The organism is Streptomyces sp. NPDC044704 (assembly GCF_056433525.1).
The window spans coordinates 26,516-50,033 of record NZ_JBWKGY010000001.1; the positions used below are offsets into that span (position 1 = coordinate 26,516).

The following is a 23,518-nucleotide window of genomic DNA, read 5'->3' on the forward strand; positions in this document are numbered from 1 at the left end:
TTCCTCGACGGCGGCTGGAGGCCCCGGATGCAGGCATGGCGAGTACACACACCCGGAGAGCCCCGCGAGGCCATGCGCCTCGAAGAGGTCCCCGAACCGGTGCCCGGCGAGGGCGAGGTGAGGCTCAAGGTGCTCGCCGCCAACGTCAACTTCCCCGACGCGCTGCTGGTCCGCGGGCAGTACCAGATCCGGCCCCCGCTGCCCTTCACCCCCGGCGTGGAGATCTGCGGCGAGACCGAGGACGGCCGCCGCGTCATCGCCAACCCGAGCCTGCCCCACGGCGGGTTCGCCGAGTACGTCACCGCCCCTGAACGGGCCCTGCTCCCGGCACCCGACACCCTCGACGACGCCGAAGCCGCGGCCCTGCACGTCGGGTACCAGACCGGCTGGTTCGGCCTGCACCGCCGCGCCCGCCTCCGGAGCGGCGAAACGCTGCTCGTGCACGCCGCCGCCGGCGGGGTCGGCAGCGCCGCAGTCCAGCTCGGCAAGGCCGCCGGAGCCACCGTCATCGGCGTCGTCGGCGGCAAGGCCAAGGCGCGCACCGCCGAGGAACTCGGCTGCGACCTCGTCATCGACCGCACGACCGAGGACATCGTCTCCCGCGTCAAGGAGTTCACCGGCGGACGCGGCGCCGACGTCGTCTACGACCCCGTCGGCGGAGACGCCTACACCGCCTCCGCCAAGTGCGTGGCCTTCGAGGGCCGCATCGTCGTCGTCGGATTCGCGAGCGGCACGATCCCCGCCCCCGCCCTCAACCACGCCCTGGTGAAGAACTACGCCGTCCTCGGCCTGCACTGGGGCCTGTACGCCACGAAGGAACCCGCCGCCATCCTCGCCTGCCACACCGAACTCACCCGCCTCGCCGCCGACGGCCTGATCACCCCCCTGATCAGCGAACGCGTCCCGCTCACCGCGGCCGCCGACGCCGTCCAGCGCCTCGCCGACGGCGCCACCACCGGCCGGCTGGTCGTCGTACCGGCCCTCGACGGCGGTGCCCGATGACCGTCACCGCCGAGGCACTCGCCGCCCGTACCCGCGACCTCCTCGCCGCGCACCCGCCCGCCACCACCGCCCGCGCCGACTTCCTGCGCGCCCGCTTCGACGCCGGACTCGCCTGGGTGCACTACCCCGAGGGCCTCGGCGGTCTCGGCGCACCCCGCTCCCTCCAGCCCGCCGTCGACGCCGCACTGGAGGCCGCCGGAGCCCCCGACAACGACCCGCGCCGCATCGGCATCGGCCTCGGCATGGCCGCGCCCACGATCCTCGCGTACGGCACCGGGGAACAGAAGGACCGCTTCCTGCGCCCCCTGTGGACCGGCGAGGAAGTCTGGTGCCAGCTGTTCAGCGAGCCCGGCGCCGGCTCCGACCTCGCCGCGCTCGGCACCCGGGCCGTGCTCGACGAGGAGCACGGCGAGTGGGTGGTGGACGGGCAGAAGGTGTGGACCTCCAGCGCCCACACCGCCCGCTGGGCCATCCTGATCGCCCGCACCGACCCCACCCTCCCCAAGCACCAGGGCATCACCTACTTCCTGTGCGACATGCACGCCCCCGGCGTCGAGGTCCGGCCCCTGCGCCAGATCACCGGAGAGGCCGAGTTCAACGAGGTGTTCCTCACCGGGGTCCGCATCCCCGACGCCCACCGCCTCGGCGCCGTCGGCGAGGGCTGGGCAGTCGCCCGCACCACCCTGATGAACGAACGCGTCTCCATCGGCGGCATGCGCATCCCCCGCGAAGGCGGCATGATCGCCCCCGTCGCCGCGCTCTGGCGCGAACGCCCCGGCCTGCGCACCCACGCCCTGCACCAGCGGCTCCTCGACCTGTGGGTCGAAGCCGAGGTGGCCCGCCTCACCGGGGAACGCCTGCGCCAGCAACTCGCCGCCGGACAGCCCGGCCCCGAGGGCAGCGGCATGAAACTCACCTTCGCCCGCCTCAACCAGGAGATCAGCGGCCTGGAAGTGGAACTCCTCGGCGAGAAGGGCCTCCTGTACGAGGACTGGACCCTGCGCCGCCCCGAGATCGTCGACTTCACCGGCCGCGACGCCGGATACCGCTACCTGCGCGCCAAGGGCAACAGCATCGAGGGCGGCACCAGCGAAATCCTCCTCAACATCGTCGCCGAACGCGTCCTCGGCCTGCCCCCCGAGCCGCGCGACGACAAGGACCTCGCCTGGAAGGACCTCTCCCGATGACGGCCGAGCGCGCCCCCTTCGACCTGCTGTACTCCGAGACCGAGGAGGAACTCCGCTCGGCCGTACGGTCGCTGCTCGCCGACCGCTGCGACGCCGCGGCCGTCCTCGCCCGTGCCGAAACCGGCCGGCCCCACGACCCGCAGCTGTGGACCACCCTCGCCTCCGGGATCGGGGCCGCCGGACTCCTCGTCCCCGAGAAGCTCGGCGGCCAGGGCGCCGGCCACCGGGAAGCCGCCGTGGTCCTGGAGGAGCTCGGCCGGTCCGTGGCCCCCGTCCCCTACCTGACGAGCTCCGTCCTCGCGACGGAGATCCTGCTCGGCTGCGACACCTCCACCCCCGAAGTGGCCGCGCTGCTCGGGGAACTCGCCGCCGGACGGCAGGTCTGCGTACCCGCCCTGCCGCTCACCCTCGCCCCGGGCGCCCCGCTGCCGGCCCCCGTACGGGATTCCGGCGGCGGGCTGCTGACCGGCACCGTCACCTCCGTCGCCGACGCGGTGGCCGCCGACGTCCTGCTGGTCCTCGCCGACACCGGACTCCACGCCGTCCCCGCGGCCTCCGCCGCGCTCACGGCGCCGGTCCCGCTGGACCTGACCCGCCCCCTCGCCACCGTCCGCCTCGACGCGGCGGCCGGCACCCGCCTCGCGGACCCCGCCACCGCCCGGGCCGCCGTCGCCGGAGCCCTGCTCAGCGGGGCCGGCCTGCTCGCCTCCGAACAGCTCGGGCTCGCCGAGTGGTGCCTCGCCGAAACCGTCGGATACGTGCGCGGCCGCCACCAGTTCAACCGCCCCGTCGGCTCCTTCCAGGCCCTCAAGCACCGCCTCGCCCGGCTCTGGCTCGACGTGGCCTCCGCCCGCGCGGCCGCCCGCGCCGCCGCCGACGCCCTCGCCACCGGCGCCCCCGACGCCCCGCTCACGGTCGCCGTCGCCCAGGCCTACTGCTCCGGGGTCGCCGTCCGCGCGGCCGAGGAGTGCGTCCAGCTCCACGGCGGCATTGGCATGACCTGGGAACACCCCGCCCACCTCTACCTCAAGCGGGCCAAGGCCGACTCCCTGACCCTGGGCACGTCCGGCCACCACCGCGGCCTCGTGGCGGACTTCGCGGAACTCCCGGCCCCCTGACACGGACGCCTCCCCCGGCCCGGGGGAGGCGCCTTCCCGGGCCGGGGAGACCGGCCGAACGGCCGATGTGCGGGGCGGGCCCGGTGCGGCAGCCTCTACGAGTCGCCCGTCCGGCCGCCGTAACCCGCCCGCCCCGTGAAGGAGGCGCCATGCTGCACGCCCTCTACCTGCTCGGCATCGCCGCCTTCGCCGCCTCCGGCGTCCTCGCCGCGCACCGCGCCAACATGGACCCCTTCGGCGGGTTCGCCCTCGCCTTCGCCGCCGCCATCTCCGGCGGCACCCTGCGCGACCTCGTCCTGGACCGGCATCCGCTGTACTGGACGCGTGACTGGCTGCTGCTCGTACTGATCGCCTCGGTCGCCGCCCTCACCATGTTCTACCTGCGGCGCCGCAGCCTGCCGCAGCGCACCCTGATGGTCGTCGACGCCGTCGGCCTCGCCGTGGTCACCGTCATCGGGGCCCGCGCCGCCCTGGACGCGCACGTCACGCCCGTCGCCGTCTTCATCCTCGCCGTCGTGACCGGAGTGACCGGCGAGGTGATCCGCGACGTGCTGTGCGGCGAGTTCCCCCCGCTGCTGCTGCGCGAGGAGGTCTACGCGACCGCCGCCCTCGCCGGCGCGGCCGCCTACCTGGGCCTGCACTGGGCCGGAGTCCCGGACACCCTGAACACGGCCGCGAGCGCCTCCCTCGTCTTCGCCCTGCGACTGGCCGCCGTCTTCCGCGACCTCCACCTGCCCCGCCTCCAGCGGGCCAGCGGCTGATCCCGGCCCGCCGCCCACGAGCACCCGAAGGACGACCGTCCCGAGAGGTGACCTCGCCCGCCGCTCCGCGTTAGACCCCGTAACGCGGACCACCGAGCGAGGGAGACCGCATGTACGCACACCCCGGCGCCGCACCACTCACCCGCCGCGCGCTCCTCCGTACGGCCTTCACCGCGGCCGTGCTCGCCGGCACGGCCGCGGCCGTGGCCCCCGTACTGCGGGCCCGGCGGCCCCGGCAGACGCTCACCCCGGCGCCCCTCGCCGAGGAGACGTACCGCGGCCGGCACATCGCGGTCGACCTGGCCTCGGCGGCGGTCCGCATCGACGGCCGCCCCCTGCACGTCATGCGCCGCGCCGACGGCAGCTACCTGAGCGGGATCAACCACTTCCAGTCCTACGCGACCCCCCTGGAGCTGGCCCGCGCCGCCGTCGACGAACTCGGCACGACCCAGCTGGCCCTCGCGGCCCCGCACCACGGCTGACGGACGGGAATCGGGAGGGACCCCTTGTACACCCGGCAGAACCAGAAGAACCTGACCAGCGCCCAGAAGAAGCGGTTCACGGCGGCCGTGCTGGAACTCAAGCGGAGCGGCGTCTACGACGCGTTCGTGCGGACCCACGACAAGTACTTCGTACCGGACCGGGACCGCAAGCTCCGCGTCGGGCACATGTCCCCGTCGTTCTTCCCCTGGCACCGGCGCTACCTACTGGAGTTCGAGAAGCAGCTCCAGGCCGTCGACCCCGGCGTGTCCATCCCGTACTGGGACTGGACCACCGACACCAGCCCCGTCTCCTCCCTCTGGGCCGACGACTTCCTCGGCGGGACCGGCCGCGAGAGCGACCGTCAGGTCATGACCGGGCCCTTCGCCCACGACCGGGGCAACTGGACGATCACCGTCGGCGTCACCGAGGCCAGGTTCCTGACCCGGAACCTCGGCCGCCCCGGAAACCCGATCGCCCTGCCCACGCCGGCCGAGCTCCAGTGGGCCCTGGACGACCCCGCCTACGACACCTCGCCGTGGGACTCCACCACGACCGCGGGCGGCTTCCGCAACAAGCTGGAGGGCTGGGCCGCACCGAAGAGCGAACGCTGGCGCAACCACAACAAGGTCCACCAGTGGATCGGCGGCCACATGACGGGCGGCACCGCCCCCAACGACCCGGCCTTCTGGCTGCACCACGCCTTCGTGGACCTGATCTGGGACCGCTGGCAGCAGAAGCACCCGCGCTCCGGCTACCTGCCCGCCGCCCCCCTCCCGCTCGGCGACCTCCAGCGCGGCCGGGTCATCGCCCTCGACGAGCCGATGCCGCCGTGGGACGTCACCCCCCGCGAGATGCTCGGCCACCAGGGCACCTACCGCTACGCGTGAATCCGGAGCCGCCCGGTCCCGTACGTGCGAAGGGCCCCCAGCCGCGCGGCTGGGGGCCCTTCGGTCCGTGGGGGAGGCGATCAGCCGCCGTAGCCCTCGGTGTGGTGGTCGCCGCCGCCGCCCGAGGCGTTGACGCAGGTGTTGCCGAAGGCCGGGTTCAGCAGGGCGATCACGTTGACGGTGTTGCCGCAGACGTTGACCGGAACGTGAACCGGAACCTGGACCAGGTTGCCCGACAGGACACCGGGGGAGCCGACAGCCGCACCGTGCGCTCCGGCATCGGCGACGGCCAGACCCGCACCGGCGACCACTGCGCTACCGGTGACAGCGGTGATGGCGAATGCCTTCGCGATACGCGACATCAAGATCTCCTCGTGAGATGTGGGGCGCCGCAGAGACTGCGGCATTTGACATGGCGTACAACGCCGCGGCCGCCGAGTGGTCACGGCTCCTGGGCCTACCCGGTGACCGGAAAACGGGTGGAGGCGAAGTACGGCCGCACCTGGGTGACGGTCCCCGGCCCCAGCTCCGCGACCGCCTTGCCCCGGCAGCCCGGCTCGCGGTAGAGGACGGCGGTTCCCCGCGTCCGGTTCGTGACGGCCCGGCCGCCGCCGCCCTCCGCCGCGACGCAGCCCTTCGGCGCGGTCAGCCCGTGGACCTGGTCGTCCTGGCCCACGTACTGGAAGTCGGGCCCGGCCGCGGCCAGGGCGGGACCGGCCGTACCCGCCGCGGCCAGCAGGAGGAGGGGGAGGAGCCCTTGGAGGGCGCGGGGCATGAGGATCGCTCGCATGGCCGGTCAACCCGGGACGCCCCCGCCCGGGTCACGCCTTGTCACCCGTTGGACGGCTGTGCGACCGTGCCCGGAAGGACCGGGAGCCGGGCCGGGGCGAGACTTGACCGAGATCCCGGACAGGACGGCCGGACAGGACTGCCGGGCAGGACTGCGGGACAGGACTGCCGGACACGGCCGCGGGCGGGCCCCGGAGCCGGACCGGACGTACGGCGGAGGCGGGAGAGGGACGCATGAGCGCAGCGGGCGGCGACCGGCCCCGGGCCGGCACCGGACACGGCATCGTGGAGGGCCGCTGGGAGACCGACGGCATCGCGGTCTTCCGGGGCGTCCCCTACGCCGCCCCGCCGGTCGGCGCCCGCCGGTACGCCGCCCCCGTGCCCCCGGCCCGCTGGGACGGCGTACGGGACGCCGGCGCGTTCGGGCCCACTGCCCCCAAGGTGCCCTACCCGCCGAAGTTCGCGGCCCTGCTGCCCGATCCGCAGATCCCCGGCGAGGACTGCCTGAACCTCAACGTGTGGACCCCGGACCCGGCCCCCGGGGCCCGGCTGCCGGTCATGGTGTGGATCCACGGCGGCGCCCACACCCGGGGCTCCTCCGCCGTACCTGTCTACGACGGCTCGGCCTTCGCCCGCGACGGCGTCGTGCTCGTCTCGGTCAACTTCCGGCTCGGCGCCCTCGGCTACGGGCTCTTCCCCGACGCCCCCGCCAACCGTGGTCTGCTCGACCAGATCGCCGCCCTGGAGTGGGTCCGCGACAACATCGAGGCCTTCGGCGGGGACCCCGCCCGCGTCACCCTCTTCGGCGAGTCCGCCGGCGCCATCAGCATCGGCGCCCTGCTCGGCGCCCCCCGCGCCGCCGGCCTCTTCGCCCGGGCCGTCCTGCAGAGCGGCGCCCCCGAGGCGACGCCCCGCGAGAAGGTGCGCGCGATGGTGCGCCGGATGGCATCGCTGCTCAAGGTCCCCGCCACCGCCGCCGCCTTCGAATCCGCCGGCCTGCCCGCCGTGCTCACCGCCCAGGCCGCCGTGCTGCGCCGCTCCTCGCCCGTCATGGGCGGCCCCGCCTTCGGGCTGGTCACTGACCCGGACACGCTCCCGGCGGACCCGCTGGAGGCGGCCGCCGCCTCGGACGTACCGCTCCTGCTGGGCTGGACGGCGCAGGAGCACCGGCTCTGGCTCGCGCCGACCGGGGGCATGCGGCTGCTGGACCGGCTCGGTCCCCCGGCCGTGACCCTGGCGCGCGTGCGCAGCGGCAAGGACCGGGCCGCCGTACGGGCGCTGCGCACCGCGCACCCCGGCGCGTCCCCGGCCGACCTCGCCGGACAGCTGCTCACCGACCGGCTGCTGCGCGACCCCCTCAGGCGGCTCGCCGGAGCTCGCCGGGCGGCGCCGAGCCACCTCTACGAGTTCCGCTGGAGCAGCGGCGTACCGGGCCTCGGCGCCTGCCACGCCCTGGAGCTGGGCTTCGTCTTCGACACCCTCGGGGTCCCGGAGTCGTCCTGGCTGGCCGGGCCCGACGCCCCGCAGGCGCTGGCCGACGAGATGCACGGGGCCTGGGTCCGCTTCGCGTCGACCGGCGACCCCGGCTGGGCCCCCTGGGACGGCAACGGCCCGCCGAAGGGGTTCGGCGGGCCGGAGCGGGAGGAGCGGGGCGTGGGGCCGGAAGCGGGAGCGGTGCTCACCCCGTAGGCGGGCCCGTGCGGGGGCTTCCCGGTGTTACTCGACGGGGCCTTCCATGACCTTGCTGATGAACTGGATCGGTCCCTCGCCCATGTTCGGCACGTACGTCTTGGCGTTGTGCTGGCCGCCGGGTATCACCCTCAGGCTGGTGTGCACCGGGCCCTTGCCGTAGGTGGCGACGAACTTCTGCACGTCGGGCAGGGTCTTCTTGTTGTTCTCGTTGTCGCCGACCTGGAAGGCCAGGTAGACCTCCGGGCCCTTCTTGTCGATGAGCTGCTTGGCCAGTAGCTCCGGGTTGTTCTCGGCCTTCTCCTTGTCGTGGCCCTTCCACAGGGAGGAGTCCGGGACGATGTCCGGGCCGGAGGCGATCACGGCCTTGAACTTGTCCGGGTGCTTCAGCACGGCCTTCAGGCCCGCGAACCCGCCGGTGGAGGAGCCCATGAAGGCCCAGCCGTCCCGGGACTTGATCGTGCGGAAGTTCTCCCGCATGAGGTCCGGGACGTCCTCGGTCAGCCAGGTGCCCATCTTGGGCTGGCCGGGGATGTCGGAGCCGTCCCAGTAGACGCCCTTGTCGTCCGGGCCCGGGTTCAGGACCGGCATGGCCAGGATGAAGGGCTTGCTCTTCCCCTCGGCGTACCACTTGGAGATGCTGGTCTGCAGGCCCAGGTCGGTGCCCATCCAGTAGTTGCTGGGGTATCCGGCACCGCCCGGCAGGGCGATCATGACCGGGAAGCCGCTCTTGGCGAACTTGGGGTCGTCGTACTCCTTGGGCGCCCAGACCCACACCTTGCCCTTGAAGCCGGACTTCTTGCCGTCGAGGGTGGTGACGGCCACGTGCGTGCCGTCGGGCAGCGTCATCGAGTTCTTGAACTCGGCCGTGGGATTCGTGGGCATCGTCATCTTCGAGTTCGCCGCGGGCTTGGCGTCACCGCCCTTGCCGCCCGGCTTGCCGAAGGACACGGCCTTGCCCTTGTCGGTGAAGGGGGGTATCTCGAAGTGGTTCAGCACGAGCGCCGCGACGCCCGCGAGGGCGACGACCGTGGTGCCGGCGATCACCCAGCGCTTGACCCGGGACTTGCGCCGGGGCGGCTCCTCCTCGTACGGCGGCTCGTACCCGTCGTACGGGTCGTACTGGTCCTGCGGCGCGTAGCCCTGCTGCCCGTGCTGCTGGTGGCCGTACGGCTGCGGGCCGGGCTGCCCGTGGGGCGGCCCGCCCTGCGACGGCCGGGCGTACTGGGGCCGAGGGGGCTGACCGTACGGGGGCTGCTGCCCTTGAGGTGCCTGCCGGCCGCCCTGCTGCTGGCCGTAGGGCGGCGGAGGCGGCTGTGGAGGCTGCCCCTGCGGCCGGTACGGCGGCTGGTGCTGCCCGTCGGGTGAGTACGACATGTGCGGTGGCTCTCCGGCTGTTGCTGCCCCGTCGGGGGGTGGACGCTTCCGTTCGAATGATGAACGAAAGATCCCCGGGGTTCCTCATTTTCCCTTCTCTTGGGATTCCGTAGGGGATGCCATTGCCAAGGCCGTCGCCGGGACCGTCGCCGACGACCCCGCCTTCCCCCGGCGCGGGGCCGGGGGACGACGGGGTCGCGGGCGAAACGGAGGAGAGCGGTCCGAGCCGGCGGGCCACCGATGGGGCCGGCGGGGCCGCTCCGCAGGACCGTTACGCCGGGATCAGGGTCTTGCGGCGCCGCTTGCGGGGCGCGGCACCCGAGAGCCGCAGTTCGATGACCGACCGGACGGTGGGCCACTCCTCGTCGAGCACCGAGTAGAAGGCGGTACTGCGCACCGCGCCGTCCAGCCCCCGCGAGTGGGCCCGGCGGACCCCTTCGCAGGTGAAGCCGAGGCGTTCCATCGCGGCGCGCGAGCGGCCGTTGCGGGCGTCGGCGCGCAGCGAGATCCGGCGCACGCCCCAGGTCTCGAAGGCGTGCCGCAGCATCAGCAGCTTCGCCTCGGTGTTGATCCCGGTTCCCTGGGCGCCCGGGGACAGCCAGGTGTTCCCGATCTCGGCGGCGTCGGGCACGGCGGTCGCCGGATCACCGAAGGGGACCCCGGGAACGGCGGGCCACACCAGCGGACCCTGCCAGTAGTCGAGTTCGAGGAACCGGGTCGAACCGACGACCCGCCCATCGGTGGCTCTGACCACGGCGAACGCCAGCGATCGACCCGCCGCCTGATCGGCGAGCGCGCGGTCGATGTACTCGTGGGACGCCTGCAACCCGTGCGGCACGGGAGTGAAGGCGTAAGTCGTACGATCCTCGGCCCCGGCCACGGCCAGGGCCTCGGTGTGGTGGGGGGCGAGGGGCTCGAGCCGCACGGAGCGGCCGGCGAGGAGTACGGGTACGGGCACGGAGCCTTCGGTCCTTCTGGGCGGTGGGGTGGTTGCACAGTCTGCGCTCCTGACGTCACCCCCCGCGCAAAACGCGGGTGAAAGGCAACGGGCTGTCAGGTGAACGCGAGTGGCTCAATGTAGCCCCTTAAAGTCCTCTCATGAACCCCCAATTCGGCAACGACGCGGCACTGATTTTCGACGACTTCGGTCCCCGCGACGCGGAGCCCGTGATCCTGATCCACGGACATCCGTTCAACCGGTCCATGTGGGCTCCCCAGGCGTCGGCGCTGGTCGCCGCCGGATACCGGGTGATCGCCCCTGACCTGCGAGGATACGGGGACAGCCCGGTCCGTCCGGGCAAGGTCATGCTTGCCGACCTCGCCGACGACCTGGCCGCCCTGCTCGACCGCCTGGACGTCGAACAGGCGGTCGTCGGCGGAGTGTCCATGGGCGGGCAGATCGCGCTGGAGGTCAGGTTGCGCCACCCGGGTCTGGTACGGGCCCTGGTGCTCTGCGACACCTCGCCGGCCCCGGAGACCGGGGACGGCAGGAAGCTCCGCCTGGAGCTCGCCGAGCGGCTCCTCGCGGAGGGCATGGAGCCGTATGCGAACGAGGTCATGGACAAGATGCTGGCGCCTTACAACGTGATCGGCCTGCCCGAGGCGGCCGCGCGGGTGAGGGCCATGATGTGCGCCACCGATCCGGAGGGGGCGGCGGCCGCCCTGCGGGGCCGTGCCGAGCGGCCCGACTACCGGCCCGTCCTGCGGGCCCTGCCCCCGACCGTGCCCTGTCTGCTGCTCGTCGGCGCGGACGACGTCTACACGCCGGTCTCCGAGGCCGAGGGCATGCGCGAGCTCGCCCCGCACGCCCGGCTCGCCGTGATCGACCGGGCCGGCCACCTGCCGGGCGTGGAGCGCCCCGAAGCCGTCAACCGGGAGTTGCTGGAATTCCTCGCCGCGCTCTGAGCGACCGGCCGCGGGCCCTCGTACGGCCGCCGCCCCAGGCCGCGCCCCAGGCCTCCCGGGGGCCTTGCGGGGTGAAGTGGTCGACGCGGCGAGCGAGCCCCGGCTCGCGGTGCTGAAAGGGGCCGCCCGGCGCGGGGAGCGGCACGCCGTCCTGAGATCATCCGGGCATGGACATGGACGACGTACTGGGCAGACTGGCCGCCGTCGGGCCGTTCTTCGCCGTGCCGTACGGCGCGGAGCCGCCCGGGCCCGGCTTCCGGCCGCTCACCGCGCTGTACGGGGAGCGGCTCGGCCCCTACGTCGGGGAGGTGGGCCGCCGGATCGGCACCGGCCCCGACCGGGTGGCGGCCTCCACCGCCCAGTTCGGCATCGCCTCGCGGCTGTGGTCGCTGGGCCTCGGCTGCGCCGCGCTGGCCGGCCGGGTGCCGGACCTGGCCGCCGACCGGGTCTGGTGGCGGCTGCCCGGGGCGGGCTCGCTGGAGCTGTGGCTCCCCGATCCCGGCGAACTGCCCGCCGGAGCGCTGGGGGAGACGGTGCTCGGCAACCTGGCCCTCCTGGAGGCCCCGCTGCGCCGGAGCTTCGGAGTCTCGGCGAAGGTCCTGCGCGGCAACGCCGCCTCGGGGCTCGTCGGGGCCCTGCGCGTCCTGCTGGACCGGGTCGAGGGCGGCACCGCCGTCGCCCTGGCCGGGGCACTGCTCGCCGACGGCGGACCCCTGGCCGGCACCGGGACCTTCGTCCACGAAGAGGGCCTCGGAGTGGCCTTCGTACGGCGCAGCTGCTGCCTGTACTACCAGGTCCCCGGCGGCGGGTTCTGCGGGGACTGCGTCCTGCGCACCCGGCGCGCGTAGGCGGGAACGGCGCGGGGCCGCCGGGGAGCGGTCGCGCTGCTCCCCGACGGCCCCGCGGTGGTACCGCGACCCGGTGTCTTCGCTAGAAGGTCAGGTTCCAGGAGTCGATCTTGCCGGTGTCGCCGCCGGCGTTGTCGTTGACGCGCAGCTTCCAGGTGCCGTTCGCGGCCTCGGAGGAGGCGTTGACGGTGTAGGTCTGGTTGATGTTGTCGGTGCTGCCGCCGGCGCGGTTGTGGACCGTGTAGACGGAGCCGTCGGGGGCGACGAGGTCGATCTTCAGGTCACCGATGTAGGTGTGGGCGATGTTCACGCCGACCTTCAGGGCGGCCGGGGCGTTGCCCGTGACGCCGCTGACGGTGATCGGGCTCTCGACCGTGGTGTTGTCACCGATGGCGAAGTCGCCGGTGTTCTCGAAGAACTTGCCGGGCGGCGGGGTGGACCCGACCGCCTTCAGCGCGTCGACCTGGCCCTCGCCGAAGAAGCCGTTCTTGGCGGTGGTGCCCTTGCAGCGGCTGTCCGACGGGCAGGCGACGTCGTTGGCCTGGGTGGCCAGCTTGTCGCGCAGCTGCGCCGGGGTGATGCCCGGGTTGGTGCTCGCCAGCAGCGCGGCCACACCGGCCACGTGCGGGGACGCCATCGACGTACCGCTCATGCTGCCGTACTTGCCGCCCGGCAGGGTGCTGTAGATGCCGGTGGCGTCGCCGCCGGGGGCCGTCACGTCGACCACGTTCAGGCCGTAGTTGGAGTACGAGGCCTTCGCGGTGGTGCCCATCGCCGAGACCGTGACCACGCCCGGGAGCTCGGTCGGGATGTCCAGGCAGGCGTTGGTGATGGTGCGGGTGACCGGGGTCGAGTCGTTCGGGCTCTCGGTGTCGGTCGTCTTGTTGGCCAGGTCCAGGTTGGAGTTGCCGGCCGCGGCGACCTGGAGCGAACCCTTGCCCTCCGCGTACTCCTGGGCGCGCTTGACGCCCTCGATGATGGCGGCCTGGTCGGCGTTGTCCGGGCAGTTGAACTGCCACGGGTCGGTGTAGTAGCTGTTGTTGGTGACCTTGAAGCCGTGGTCACCGGCCCACATGAAGCCGCAGATGGTGTTCTCGGCGAAGAACAGCGAGGAGCCGGGCTCCGCGATGCGCACCGAGGAGATCTTCACGCCCGGTGCGACGCCGATGACGCCCTTGCCGTTCTTGGCTGCCGCGACCGTACCGGCCACGTGGGTGCCGTGGGTGCCCACGTCACGCCAGGAGCCGGAGCGGGTGTCGGCCTTGCCGTACGCGCAGGACGCGGAGTCCGCGGCGTTGAAGTTCGGCGCCAGGTCCTGGTGCTGGTCGTCCACGCCGGTGTCCAGGATGCCGACCTTGACGGTGGCGGAGCCGGTGGTCACGGCCCAGGCCTGGTCGGCCTTGATCTGCGTCATGTCGGCGCGGACCGGCTCGCCCGCCGGGGTGGTGGACTGCGCCGGGTTCGCGGGCAGCGCCGGGTTGTAGGCGTCCGCCGGCACGTCGGACGTGCGGGTGGCGCCGACCTGCTGGACGCCGCTGACACCGCGCATGGTGGCGGCGAAGGTGCCCGAGGAGGAGTGGGCGACGATGACGCCGATGGCGTCGTAGTTCGCGAAGACCGTGCCGCCGTTGGCGGTCACGGCGTTGCGCACGGCCGTGCTGTCACCGGGAGCGGTGATCACCAGGTAGGCACGGGTGCCGGCGGCCCAGGTCGCACTCTGGGAAGCGGGCGCCGCGGACTTGGCCATGGCAGCGGGGGCGGACGGGGCGGGCGAGACGGGGTCCGTGCCGGCGAGTGCGGCGGGGGCTCCGAAGGTGAGGGCGGCGCCGAGCGTCGCCGCCAGCACCAGGGCACGTCGAGGTCGGCTGGATATGTGGGGTATCAATGCGTCCTCCGATGACCCGGTGCTGCGGGTGGCAGTTACCGGGCCGTACGAAACGAGTGGTGGACGCAAGATGTCAGACGCGCGGCCCCGTAGGGAAGTACCTTTTACCGCAGCAGATTTGGCGGGCCGATGGCTGAAAATCGCCGTCGGCCGGGCTGGGCACCGTGGGGGCGAGCCCGGCCCCGGCCGACTTCGGTGGATTCGCGCCGGACGCACCGTCCGCCAGGGCGCGGATCCACGTGCCGGGGCGCTCCGGTCAGGCCGGGACGCCGTTCTTGGTGGTGTTGACCGACTCGTCCTCGCCGACGGGCGACGGGGCCGGCAGCGGGGCCTGCGGTTCGGCGGGCGGCGCGGCGTGGACGTCGTCCACCAGGGTGGCCTCGTCGAAGGGGACCCGGCCGGCGAGTACCTCACCGGCGCGCTCGCGGTCGAACTCCTTCGTCCACGTCCCGATCAGGACGGTGGCGATCGCGTTGCCCGCGAAGTTCGTCAGGGCCCGCGCCTCGCTCATGAAGCGGTCGATGCCGACGATGAGTCCGACTCCGTCGACCAGTTCCGGCCGGTGCGACTGGAGGCCGCCGGCCAGGGTGGCCAGGCCCGCGCCGGTGACCCCGGCCGCACCCTTCGAGGCGATGATCATGAAGAGCAGCAGGGAGATCTGCTCGCCCAGCGCGAGCGGCTTGCCCATGGCCTCGGCGATGAACAGCGAGGACATCGTCAGGTAGATCGCGGTGCCGTCCAGGTTGAAGGAGTACCCGGTCGGCACGGTGATGCCGGTGACCGGCCGGGACACGCCGAGGTGCTCCATCTTGGCGATGAGCCGCGGCAGCGCCGACTCCGAGGAGGAGGTCGACAGGATCAGCAGGAACTCCCGGCCCAGGTAGCGCAGCAGCGAGAAGACGCTGATGCCGGTGCAGACCCGCAGCAGCGTGCCCAGCACCACGAAGACGAAGAGCAGGCAGGTCAGGTAGAAGCCGATCATGATGACGGCGAGCGACTTCAGGGCGTCGATGCCCGTCGCCCCGACCACCGCGGCGATCGCCCCGAACGCACCCACCGGCGCCGCCCACATGATCATCGCCAGGACGCGGAACACCAGCTTCTGTACGTGGCCGATGCCGCGCAGCAGCGGTTCGCCGGCCGGGCCCATGGCCTGGAGCGCGAACCCGCACAGCAGGGCCACCAGCAGCGTCTGGAGCACCTCGCCGCCGGTGAAGGCCGACACCAGCGTCGTCGGGATGATCCCCAGCAGGAACTCCGGGGTGCTCTCCGCCCCGCCCGCCTTGGCCTGCGCCTCGCCGGCGCTGCGCGCCGCCTCGGTCAGGTGCAGCCCGCTGCCGGGCTCCAGCAGGTTCCCCACCAGCAGTCCGATGGCCAGCGCCACCGTCGACATCACCATGAAGTAGCCGAGGGCGAGCCCGCCCACCGCCCCCACCTTGGCGGCCTTGCGCACCGAACCGATGCCCAGCACGATCGTGCAGAAGATCACGGGCGAGATCATCATCTTGATCAGGTTCACGAAGCCGGTGCCCAGCGGCTTGAGCTCCACGGCCACGCCGGGCGCGGCGAAGCCGACGGCGATGCCGAGGAGCACCGCGGCGATCACCGCGATGTAGAGGTAGTGCGTCTTGTCGCGTCTGGCGGCCACGTCGCCTCCTGGTGGTGAATGTGTTCCGGGAGACCATCGCCCAGCCTGTGACCCCGGTCACCCTTCCGTTCATTGAGTTCACGGCCGGGTGCACACTGAGCGCCATGTTCCGCTTCCCCCGGGCGCCCCGGAGCCTCGCCGGCCAGCTGTTCGCGATGCAGGTCCTGCTGGTCGCCGTCGTCGTCGCCGGCTGCGCGGTGTTCGCCTACGTGGCCGCCCGCGGGCAGGCCGAGGACGCCGCCCGGCGGCAGGCCGGGGCCGTCGCGCGCGCCGTCGCCGACTCGCCGTCCGTGCAGCAGGCCGTCGGGGCCGCCGCGCCCGGAACCGACCCCTCCGTCGCGCTCCAGCCCTACGCGGAGCGGGTGCGCACCGACGCGGACGTGGACTTCGTGACGATCATGGCCCCGGACGGGAGGCGCTGGACCCACCCCGACCCGCGCCGCATCGGCGAACGCTTCCTCGGCAACACCGCCCCCGCGCTGCGCGGCGAGACCTTCAGCGAGACCTACACCGGCACCCTCGGCCCCTCCATCCGCGTGGTCACCCCCCTGCGGGCCGCGGACGGGCGGATCACCGGACTGGTCAGCGCCGGGATCACCGTCCGCGCGGTCAGCGACCGGCTGGCGGCGCAGCTCACCGCCCTGGCCTGGGTGGCGGCCGGGGCGCTGGCCCTGGGCGGGGTGGGTACGTACGTCGTGAACGCCCGGCTGCGACGGCACACCCACGGGATGAACGCCGCCGGGCTGAGCCGGATGTACGACTACCACCAGGCGGCCCTGCACGGGGTCCGGGAGGGGCTGCTCATGCTCGACGGCCACCGCAGGATCACCCTCATCAACGACGCGGGCCGCGAACTGCTGGGCCTGCGCGGCGAGATCACCGGAACCGGCGTCGCCGACCTCGGCCTGCCCGCCCCGCTCACCGGCGCCCTGCTGGCCGACCGGCCGCGGGTGGACGAGGTGCACCTCACCGACCAGCGGGTACTGGTCGTCAACAGCTCGCCCGTGGCGGGCGGCGGCCGCCGCGGCACCGTGGTGACGCTGCGCGACCACACCGAACTCCAGGCGCTGACGGGCGAGCTGGACCACGAACGCGGGTTCACCCAGGCCCTGCGCTCGCAGGCGCACGAGGCGGCCAACCGGCTGCACACCGTGGTCTCCCTCATCGAACTGGGCCGCAGCGACGAGGCGGTGGAGTTCGCCACCGCCGAACTGGAGTTGGCCCAGGCGCTGACCGACGAGGTGGTCACCGCCGTGGGCGAACCGGTCCTGGTGGCGCTGCTGCTGGGCAAGGCCGCGCAGGCCCACGAACGCGGCATCGAGCTGGTCGTCACTCCGGACAGCGGGGCCGTCGACGCGGCGCCGGGGATCCCGCCCGCCCGGGACCTCGTCACGGTGCTCGGCAACCTCATCGACAACGCCGTCGACGCCCTCACGGGAGTGCCGGGAGGGCGGATCGCCGTCACCGTGCGCCGGGACGGCGCCGGACTGCTGCTGCGGGTCGCCGACAACGGTCCGGGCCTGCCCGAGGGGGTGGACGTGTTCCGCCGCGGCTGGTCGGGCAAGGGGGAGGGGCGTGGCCTGGGCCTCGCGCTGGTCCGGCAGGTCGCGCACCGGCACGGAGGGGACGTGGACGCCGCCGAGCGGCCCTCGGGCGGCGGCGCGGAGTTCACCGTACGGCTGCCACTGGACAGCCCGCCCGGACCGGAACGGGCACCGGGGGCGGAGACGGAGCCGGGCGCGGAGGCGGAGCCGCCGCCCACGGGTCCGGCCGTGTGGATCCCGGGTCAGCGGCGCGGCGAGGGAGGGCCGCAGTGAGCGCGCCGCAGGTGCGGGTCCTGGTGGTGGAGGACGACCCGGTGGCCGCCGACGCCCACGCCCTCTACGTAGGCCGGGTGCCCGGCTTCACCGCCGTCGCCGCCGTCCACACCCTGGCCGAGGCCACCCGGGTGCTGGAGCGGACCCGGGTCGACCTGCTGCTCCTCGACCTCACCCTGCCGGACGGGCACGGGCTGCGCTTCGCGCGCGGACTGCGCGCCTCCGGCCACCCCGCCGACGTGATCGCGGTGACCTCGGCGCGGGACCTGGCCGTGGTGCGCGAGAGCGTGTCGCTGGGCGTCGTGCAGTACGTACTGAAGCCCTTCGCGTTCCCGACCCTGCGCGAACGCCTGCTGCGCTACGCGGAGTTCCGGGCGTCGGCGGGCGAGGCGGCCGGCCAGGACGACGTGGACCGAGCGCTCGCCGCACTGCGCGCGCCCGCTCCGGCGGAACTGCCCAAAGGGCTCAGCGCCCCGACCCTGGACCGGGTCGCGGCGCTGCTGCGGTCGGCGCCCGAGGGGCTCACCGCCGCGGGGGCGGCCGAGGCGGCCGGGACCTCCCGGATCACCGCCCGGCGTTACCTGGAACACCTGGTGGACACCGGCGTCGCCGACCGGGCCCCCCGGTACGGCCAGGTCGGCCGCCCCGAACTGCACTACCGCTGGCGGGCGGCGGCCACCGGCTCGGTGTCGAACGTGTAGAACTTCCGGTGGTCCAGCATGTCCGCCGGGGTCACGTCGTTCCACGGCCGCATCGTGTCGCGCAGGTCCACGACGTTCGGCGTGCCCGCCGCGGGCAGGTACGTGGACTGCGGGTGGCGGGCCTGCCAGTCGGCCCACAGCTTGTCGATGAAGGCGTGGTGCATCCAGAAGACCGGGTCGTTGGGGGAGACGCCGGTGGCCATCTGGCCGCCGACCCACACGTGCACCCGGTTGTGGAGGTTGGCGCCGCGCCAGCCCTCCAGGTTGTTGCGGAAGCCGTTCGAGGCGCTGTTCCAGGGGGCCATGTCGTAGACCGGCATGGCCAGGACGGCGTCCACCTCGGCCTTGGTCGGCAGTTCGGCGACGCCGCTGCCCAGGGCCCGGCGCAGGTAGGCGCGGCCGTCCACGCGGACGTTCACGTCCCACTTGCCGGTGGCGTAGGCGAAGGGTCCGTCCATGACCTGCCCGTCGCGGGCCCGGCCGGTTCCGCCGAGGAAGTCGGCGGCCCAGAGGGAGGAACGGGTGGTGCGGTCGACGCTCCAGTCCCAGTACGGGATCGCCACGCTCGCGTCCACCGCCTGAAGAGCCGCTTCGAACTCGAGCAGAAAGCGGCGGTGCCAGGGCAGGAACGAGGGGGAGCGGTGGCCCACCCGGTCGCCCGAGTCGGTGTCGCTCATGATGAAGCCGTTGTGGGTGGTGACGAAGCGGTCGTAGCGGCCGGTGCGCTTCAGTTCGAGCAGCGCGTTGGTGAAGGCGCGCTTCTCCTCGGGGGTCAGCGCGGCCTGGTTCTTGCGGACGGTCATGCCGCGCCTCCCATCGGGGCGAACGGGGCGAGGACGGCGCCCTGGAGCTCGCGCACGGCGGCGCGGGCCAGCGAGGCCGGGTCGGCGAAGGTCTCGTAGTGGTTGACCACGCTGATCCAGGTGCCGTCGGCGTTCTGCATGACGTGCAGCTCGCGGCCGTCTATGCGGACGGTCGGCATGCCGGGGCCGTGGTGGCCGCCGTGGTGGCCGCCCTGGCCGGGGGTTATCTGGATGCGGCGGCCCTTGTACACCTCGTCGACCGTGCCGGCGGGGGTGGCGGCGGCCCGGGAGTCGGTGGCGGCGGCGTGCGCGGTGGCGCCCGCGAGGCCGAGGACGGTGAGTGCGCCGGCAGTGGTGCCCAAGGCCTGCCGACGGGTGATCTTGTTCATGGCCGAAGAACTACCAGGGCGCCACGGGTAGTTGACCGCTATCCGGACATCATCCGATAAGTTGCACATACAACAAATGAGATGATCTTCCCGTCTGGACCGGCTCCAGCGGTCAGGACGGGAAGATCTCCGGGACGAATGCTACCTGTCAGTAATTTTTACGGCGAGCCCCCGGCCCTATGGAGAGGATCACACCCTGGAGTCGGCCGGAAGCGGTGCGTGGGCGACGCCGCCACGACCCCGCACCGGCAACCGGGTTTGGGATGATCTGCATCGTATAGTCCCGATATGGCTCTGCATGAGACGAAGGACGCGCACGACCGGGACGCCGACGCGGACGTGTTCGCGTCGGTACTGAGCGGCCAGATCCTTCCGAAGTTCAAGATGCCCGACGACCCCTCGCCCTCCGAAGTGGTCTACTCGCTCCTCCACGACGAGCTGCTCCTCGACGGCAACGCCGCCCAGAACCTGGCCACCTTCTGCACCACCTGGTCGGACGACGGCGTGCACCGGCTGATGAACGAGTGCCTCGACAAGAACATGATCGACAAGGACGAGTACCCCCAGACCGCCGAGATCGAGGCCCGCTGCGTCAACATCCTGGCCGACCTCTGGAACGCCCCGGCCGGCAGCGCGGGCACCGGCTGCTCCACCACCGGCTCCAGCGAGGCGGCCATGCTGGGCGGCCTCGCCCTCAAGTGGCGCTGGCGGGCCCGGCGCCGGGCGGAGGGCAAGCCCGCCGACCGCCCGAACCTGGTGTGCGGACCCGTGCAGATCTGCTGGGAGAAGTTCGGCCGGTACTTCGACGTCGAGCTCAGGCAGGTCCCCCTGGAGCCGGGCGCCACCGGACTGCAGCCCCACCAGCTCGCCGCCCACGTCGACGAGAACACCATCGGCGTCGTCGCCATCCTCGGCGTCACCTACACCTGCGACTACGAGCCCGTGGCCGAACTCGCCGCCGCACTCGACCGGATCCAGGCCGAACAGGGCTGGGACATCCCCCTCCACGTCGACGCCGCCAGCGGCGGCTTCGTCGCCCCCTTCCTCCACCAGGACGTCGTGTGGGACTTCCGGCTCCCGCGCGTGGCCTCCATCAACACCTCCGGGCACAAGTACGGGCTCGCACCGCTCGGCGTCGGCTGGATCGTGTGGCGCACCGCCGACCTGCTGCCCGCCGACCTCGTCTTCGACGTCGACTACCTCGGCGGCGACATGCCGACCTTCGCCCTCAACTTCTCCCGCCCCGGCGGCGAGGTCATCGCCCAGTACTACCTCTTCCTGCGCCTGGGCCGCGAAGGCTACCGGCGCGTCCAGCAGGCCTGCGCCGACACCGCCCGCTACCTGGCCGGGCAGATCGCCGACATCGGGCCCTTCACCCTGCTCTACGACGGCGACGGAGCCCTGCCCGCCGTCTCGTACACCCTCACCGACCCGGCCGGGACCGGCTTCACCCTCTACGACCTCTCCGACCGGCTGCGGATGCGCGGCTGGCAGGTCCCCTCGTACCCGCTGCCCGCGGACCGGCAGGACACGGTCATCCAACGCGTCCTGGTCCGCCACGGTGTGACCCGGGACCAGATCGCCCTGCTCGTCGCCGACCTGCGCCGGGCCGTGGAACACCTCGGCGCCCACCCGCAGCCGGTGCCCGAGACCGAGCCCCGGTCCGGCTTCCACCACTGACGCGCCCTCCCCGTCAGCGGGACGCCGGCCAGCGCATGCCGAGGTCCGTCAGGGCCGCCACCCGGTCGGGGGTGAGGGAGCCCGCCCGGGAACGCTGGTTGGCGATCCACGCGCCGAGCCGGACCTCGCGGCCGCCGACCCGCTCCACGTGCGTACGGGGCACCCGCAGGTGCCGCTCGCGCGCGTGGAACCGCCGGGCGGCCTCCAGGTGCTCGGCCCACGCCGCGGCGTGGCTGCGGCGCGGCGCCGGACGCTCCGCCTCGGCCGCCGGGGCCAGGCCCAGCGTGTGCTCCAGCAGCCACCGCTGGGCCCAGGCCAGCTTGTCCCAGCCCAGCCGCTGGGCCCGTACCCACCGGCCCAGGTCCTCGCCCTGGACCACCACCCGGCCCGTGCCGGCCGGCAGCGGGCCGCCCGCGTCCAGGTGCGCCCGGGTCAGCCGGTAGGCCCGCTGCCAGCCGATGTCCCACGCCGGGCACCAGGACGGGTCGATCTCCTCCAGGGCCTCCCGCCGCTCCTGCGACAGCGCCCCCGGACCCTCCCGCCGCGCTGCGGCCCGGTTGTTCTTCACCCACACCCCGACGGGCACCCCGTGCCAGGTCGCCTCCACCGGAGGCAGCAGGTGCCCGTGCTCGGCAGCCCAGGCCCGGGCCGCCGCGAGCCCCTCGTCGAAGGCCACGTCGAAGTGGCTCCACACCATGCCGAGTTCGTCCAGCTCCCGGGTCCGCTCCCGGCCCAGGGCCCCCCTGCGGTACGTGCGCCGCGCGTCGGCGATCCACTGGCCCAGCGGGAACCCGGCCAGGGCCGCGGGCCACTCCTCCCCGCCCTCCGGCACCCGGTAGGCGAACGGCACCCTCAGGTCCCCGGCCGTGACGGTGTAGATCCGGGCCGCCTCCGCGCCCCGCCGCCACCGGGTGTGCTCCGGGTTCAGCACGCGCAGCCGGATGAACGCCGCCAGCAGCGCGGGATCGCGGGGCGTGGAGAAACTCAGCAGCGCCCGCGCGCCCGGGCCGGGACCGGCCGCCGTACCGACCCGTTCCGGGGCCGGGGACGGCGGCGTCGTACGGCTCGGCGCCTGCGGCTGGGCCAGGGACTCCACGAGCCGGGAGTCGTGCGCCCGCAGCGCCTCCAGCAGCCGCGCGAGGTCACCGTACGCCCGGGAGGTCAGCATCGAGCCGGGGCTCTCACCCGGACCCAGCAGCACGGGCACCACCAGCGAGGCGACCTTCCCCTCTCCGGGCCGGATCCGCAGGGCCCGGCCGACCGCCTGCACGAGGTCCGGCATGGACCCGCGCACGTCGGCCCAGAAGACGGAGTCGCACTCCTTGGTGTCGACCCCCTCGCCCAGTACCCGGACGCTCCCGAGGAAGGCCTTGTCGGCGATCCGGTCCGCGGCGAACGCCTCCAGGACCCGCCGCCGGTGCGCCGCCGGGTGCTGACCGCTCAGCCAGTCCGCCCACACCGTCCGGGGGTACGCGGGCAGCGGGCTGCGGCTCGTGGCCCGCAGCCGCGCCGCGACGGCGGGAAGTCCCGCCGCGAAGGCCTCGGCCTCCTTCGTCAGGTGGTGGAAAACCAGCGTCCGGCGGAAGCCCTGGTCCGCCGCCGCCGTGACCAGCGCGGCCTGCAACGCGGCGAGCCGCATCCCGCGCACCGCGTCCGAGCGGCCGTCGGCGCCCAGCAGCAGCGCCGACCGGAATCCCGGATCCGTGACGTCCACGCACACGACCCGGTACGGGGCGCAGATGCCCCGGTCGATCGCCTCCGACAGCGACAGGGTGTGGCAGCGGGCACCGAACGGCCCCTGCGGATCGTCCTCCATCGACGCGACGAGCGTGCCGCCGCCCCGGAGGTCCTCGCCCCCCTCCTCCGGCTCGTCCCCTTCCTCAGGGCCCTCGCCGTCGCGCCACACCCGGGGCGTCGCCGTCATGTACAGCCGCCGGACGGACGCGATCCGGGTGTTGTCGTGCACCACCGCCCACGGTTTGCCGATCCGCCCGGACGTGCGGTGCGCCTCGTCGACGACGATCAGGTCCCAGGACGGCAGCCCGGCCCGATGCGCCCGCTCGATGGTGCCGAGGCCCAGCGAGGCGTACGTCGCGAACACGGTCACCCGCCGCACCGGCCCGGCGGCCCAGCGGGCCAGCTCGTCCGGATCCGTGGTCGTGGGCAGGCCCACGTCCTCGCCGCGCAGTGAGCACACGGCGAGGGCCCGGCCCGTGCGGCCGCCCTCGCGCCAGGCGGCCACCGTCTGCACCAGCAGGTCCAGGGAGGGCACCAGCACGAGCACCCGCCCCGCCCGCAACTCCTCGGCGGAGCGCACCGCGACGAGGGACTTGCCGGAACCCGTGGCCATGATCACCTGGGTCCGCAGACCGCGCTCGGGGACCCGGCCGTCGGCGGGCAGCTGGAGCGCGCGCAGGACGGCGTCGACGGCCTCGCGCTGATGCGGGCGCAGTTCCTTCCTCGCCACCGGTGCCACCCCCACTCTCATCTGCCCCTTCGGCTCCAGGTCCTATCTTGCCCGGATTCTGAATCAAAGGGGGGACGAGAGC

Annotated in this window: 21 protein-coding genes; 12 read left to right on the forward strand and 9 right to left on the reverse strand. The window is 73.5% G+C overall.

The annotated features are described in order from the left end of the window. The first annotated feature begins 27 nt into the window (after positions 1 to 27). The 6 genes from AC07B0_RS00125 to AC07B0_RS00150 all read left to right on the forward strand — a co-directional run bounded on the left by AC07B0_RS00125 (position 28) and on the right by AC07B0_RS00150 (position 5,438). Complete coding sequence (locus AC07B0_RS00125) at positions 28 to 1,002, forward strand: NADPH:quinone oxidoreductase family protein (protein ID WP_356881606.1); 975 nt, start codon at positions 28 to 30, stop codon at positions 1,000 to 1,002. Continuing rightward, on the forward strand, positions 999 to 2,189 hold the full coding sequence (locus AC07B0_RS00130; protein WP_478895928.1) for an acyl-CoA dehydrogenase family protein: 1,191 nt from the start codon (positions 999 to 1,001) through the stop codon (positions 2,187 to 2,189). Before AC07B0_RS00125 ends, AC07B0_RS00130 begins: the two co-directional genes overlap by 4 nt. Beyond that, positions 2,186 to 3,307, forward strand: coding sequence for an acyl-CoA dehydrogenase family protein (locus tag AC07B0_RS00135; protein WP_356881602.1), 1,122 nt, complete (start codon positions 2,186 to 2,188; stop codon positions 3,305 to 3,307). Before AC07B0_RS00130 ends, AC07B0_RS00135 begins: the two co-directional genes overlap by 4 nt. Positions 3,308 to 3,456: 149 nt before the next feature. Continuing rightward, entirely contained in the window at positions 3,457 to 4,068 is a 612-nt protein-coding gene (locus AC07B0_RS00140) for a trimeric intracellular cation channel family protein (protein WP_478895930.1), read from the forward strand. A gap of 110 nt (positions 4,069 to 4,178) precedes the next feature. Continuing rightward, positions 4,179 to 4,550 carry a tyrosinase family oxidase copper chaperone gene (locus tag AC07B0_RS00145; RefSeq protein WP_356881598.1) on the forward strand — a complete coding sequence of 124 codons (372 nt, stop codon included), beginning with the start codon at positions 4,179 to 4,181 and terminating at the stop codon, positions 4,548 to 4,550. Positions 4,551 to 4,574: 24 nt separating this feature from the next. Then, positions 4,575 to 5,438, forward strand: a complete 864-nt coding sequence (locus tag AC07B0_RS00150; RefSeq protein ID WP_356881596.1) for a tyrosinase family protein — start codon at positions 4,575 to 4,577, stop codon at positions 5,436 to 5,438. A gap of 80 nt (positions 5,439 to 5,518) precedes the next feature. Here the strand turns inward: AC07B0_RS00150 and AC07B0_RS00155 are convergent, their stop codons facing one another. Then, positions 5,519 to 5,800 carry a chaplin gene (locus AC07B0_RS00155; RefSeq protein ID WP_356881594.1) on the reverse strand — a complete coding sequence of 94 codons (282 nt, stop codon included), beginning with the start codon at positions 5,798 to 5,800 and terminating at the stop codon, positions 5,519 to 5,521. Positions 5,801 to 5,895: 95 nt separating this feature from the next. Continuing rightward, positions 5,896 to 6,228, reverse strand: a complete 333-nt coding sequence (locus AC07B0_RS00160) for a hypothetical protein (protein WP_356881592.1) — start codon at positions 6,226 to 6,228, stop codon at positions 5,896 to 5,898. 233 nt (positions 6,229 to 6,461) lie between these two features. Here AC07B0_RS00160 and AC07B0_RS00165 point away from each other — a divergent pair, with 233 nt between their 5' ends. After that, on the forward strand, positions 6,462 to 7,916 hold the full coding sequence (locus AC07B0_RS00165) for a carboxylesterase/lipase family protein (RefSeq protein WP_478895932.1): 1,455 nt from the start codon (positions 6,462 to 6,464) through the stop codon (positions 7,914 to 7,916). 27 nt (positions 7,917 to 7,943) lie between these two features. Here the strand turns inward: AC07B0_RS00165 and AC07B0_RS00170 are convergent, their stop codons facing one another. Together AC07B0_RS00170 and AC07B0_RS00175 are read right to left on the reverse strand one after the other, a co-directional pair. Beyond that, positions 7,944 to 9,293: an alpha/beta hydrolase gene (locus AC07B0_RS00170; protein ID WP_469382571.1), complete on the reverse strand. Its 1,350-nt coding sequence runs from the start codon at positions 9,291 to 9,293 to the stop codon at positions 7,944 to 7,946. A 271-nt stretch (positions 9,294 to 9,564) separates the two neighbouring features. Continuing rightward, complete coding sequence (locus tag AC07B0_RS00175; RefSeq protein ID WP_356881588.1) at positions 9,565 to 10,251, reverse strand: GNAT family N-acetyltransferase; 687 nt, start codon at positions 10,249 to 10,251, stop codon at positions 9,565 to 9,567. A gap of 140 nt (positions 10,252 to 10,391) precedes the next feature. Here AC07B0_RS00175 and AC07B0_RS00180 point away from each other — a divergent pair, with 140 nt between their 5' ends. Both AC07B0_RS00180 and AC07B0_RS00185 read left to right on the forward strand, forming a co-directional pair. Then, positions 10,392 to 11,198 carry an alpha/beta fold hydrolase gene (locus tag AC07B0_RS00180; protein WP_356881586.1) on the forward strand — a complete coding sequence of 269 codons (807 nt, stop codon included), beginning with the start codon at positions 10,392 to 10,394 and terminating at the stop codon, positions 11,196 to 11,198. 167 nt (positions 11,199 to 11,365) lie between these two features. After that, complete coding sequence (locus tag AC07B0_RS00185; protein WP_469382573.1) at positions 11,366 to 12,046, forward strand: (2Fe-2S)-binding protein; 681 nt, start codon at positions 11,366 to 11,368, stop codon at positions 12,044 to 12,046. Positions 12,047 to 12,128: 82 nt separating this feature from the next. On the opposite strand, the gene AC07B0_RS00190 is transcribed toward AC07B0_RS00185, so the two are convergent. Continuing rightward, positions 12,129 to 13,892: a S8 family peptidase gene (locus tag AC07B0_RS00190; RefSeq protein ID WP_478896681.1), complete on the reverse strand. Its 1,764-nt coding sequence runs from the start codon at positions 13,890 to 13,892 to the stop codon at positions 12,129 to 12,131. Positions 13,893 to 14,187: 295 nt separating this feature from the next. After that, entirely contained in the window at positions 14,188 to 15,579 is a 1,392-nt protein-coding gene (locus AC07B0_RS00195) for a cation:dicarboxylate symporter family transporter (RefSeq protein WP_467291805.1), read from the reverse strand. A gap of 155 nt (positions 15,580 to 15,734) precedes the next feature. On the opposite strand from AC07B0_RS00195, the gene AC07B0_RS00200 reads away from it, so the two are divergent. Together AC07B0_RS00200 and AC07B0_RS00205 are read left to right on the forward strand one after the other, a co-directional pair. Then, complete coding sequence (locus AC07B0_RS00200; RefSeq protein WP_478896682.1) at positions 15,735 to 17,396, forward strand: sensor histidine kinase; 1,662 nt, start codon at positions 15,735 to 15,737, stop codon at positions 17,394 to 17,396. Further along, a complete protein-coding gene (locus AC07B0_RS00205; protein ID WP_356881576.1) occupies positions 17,393 to 18,097 on the forward strand; it encodes a response regulator in 705 nt (234 codons plus the stop codon). The genes AC07B0_RS00200 and AC07B0_RS00205 overlap by 4 nt, the downstream gene beginning before the upstream one ends. On the opposite strand, the gene melC2 is transcribed toward AC07B0_RS00205, so the two are convergent. Continuing rightward, positions 18,052 to 18,900 (reverse strand): tyrosinase MelC2, encoded by an 849-nt coding sequence (gene melC2 / locus AC07B0_RS00210; RefSeq protein WP_356881574.1) that lies wholly within the window; start codon positions 18,898 to 18,900, stop codon positions 18,052 to 18,054. The two genes, AC07B0_RS00205 and melC2, sit on opposite strands and share 46 nt — an antisense overlap. Then, positions 18,897 to 19,289 (reverse strand): apotyrosinase chaperone MelC1, encoded by a 393-nt coding sequence (melC1, locus tag AC07B0_RS00215; protein WP_356881572.1) that lies wholly within the window; start codon positions 19,287 to 19,289, stop codon positions 18,897 to 18,899. Before melC1 ends, melC2 begins: the two co-directional genes overlap by 4 nt. Before the next feature lie 288 nt (positions 19,290 to 19,577). On the opposite strand from melC1, the gene gad reads away from it, so the two are divergent. Next, positions 19,578 to 20,969, forward strand: a complete 1,392-nt coding sequence (gene gad / locus AC07B0_RS00220) for a glutamate decarboxylase (protein WP_356881570.1) — start codon at positions 19,578 to 19,580, stop codon at positions 20,967 to 20,969. A gap of 13 nt (positions 20,970 to 20,982) precedes the next feature. On the opposite strand, the gene AC07B0_RS00225 is transcribed toward gad, so the two are convergent. Further along, positions 20,983 to 23,436 (reverse strand): helicase associated domain-containing protein, encoded by a 2,454-nt coding sequence (locus tag AC07B0_RS00225; protein WP_478895934.1) that lies wholly within the window; start codon positions 23,434 to 23,436, stop codon positions 20,983 to 20,985. Positions 23,437 to 23,518: the final 82 nt, after the last annotated feature.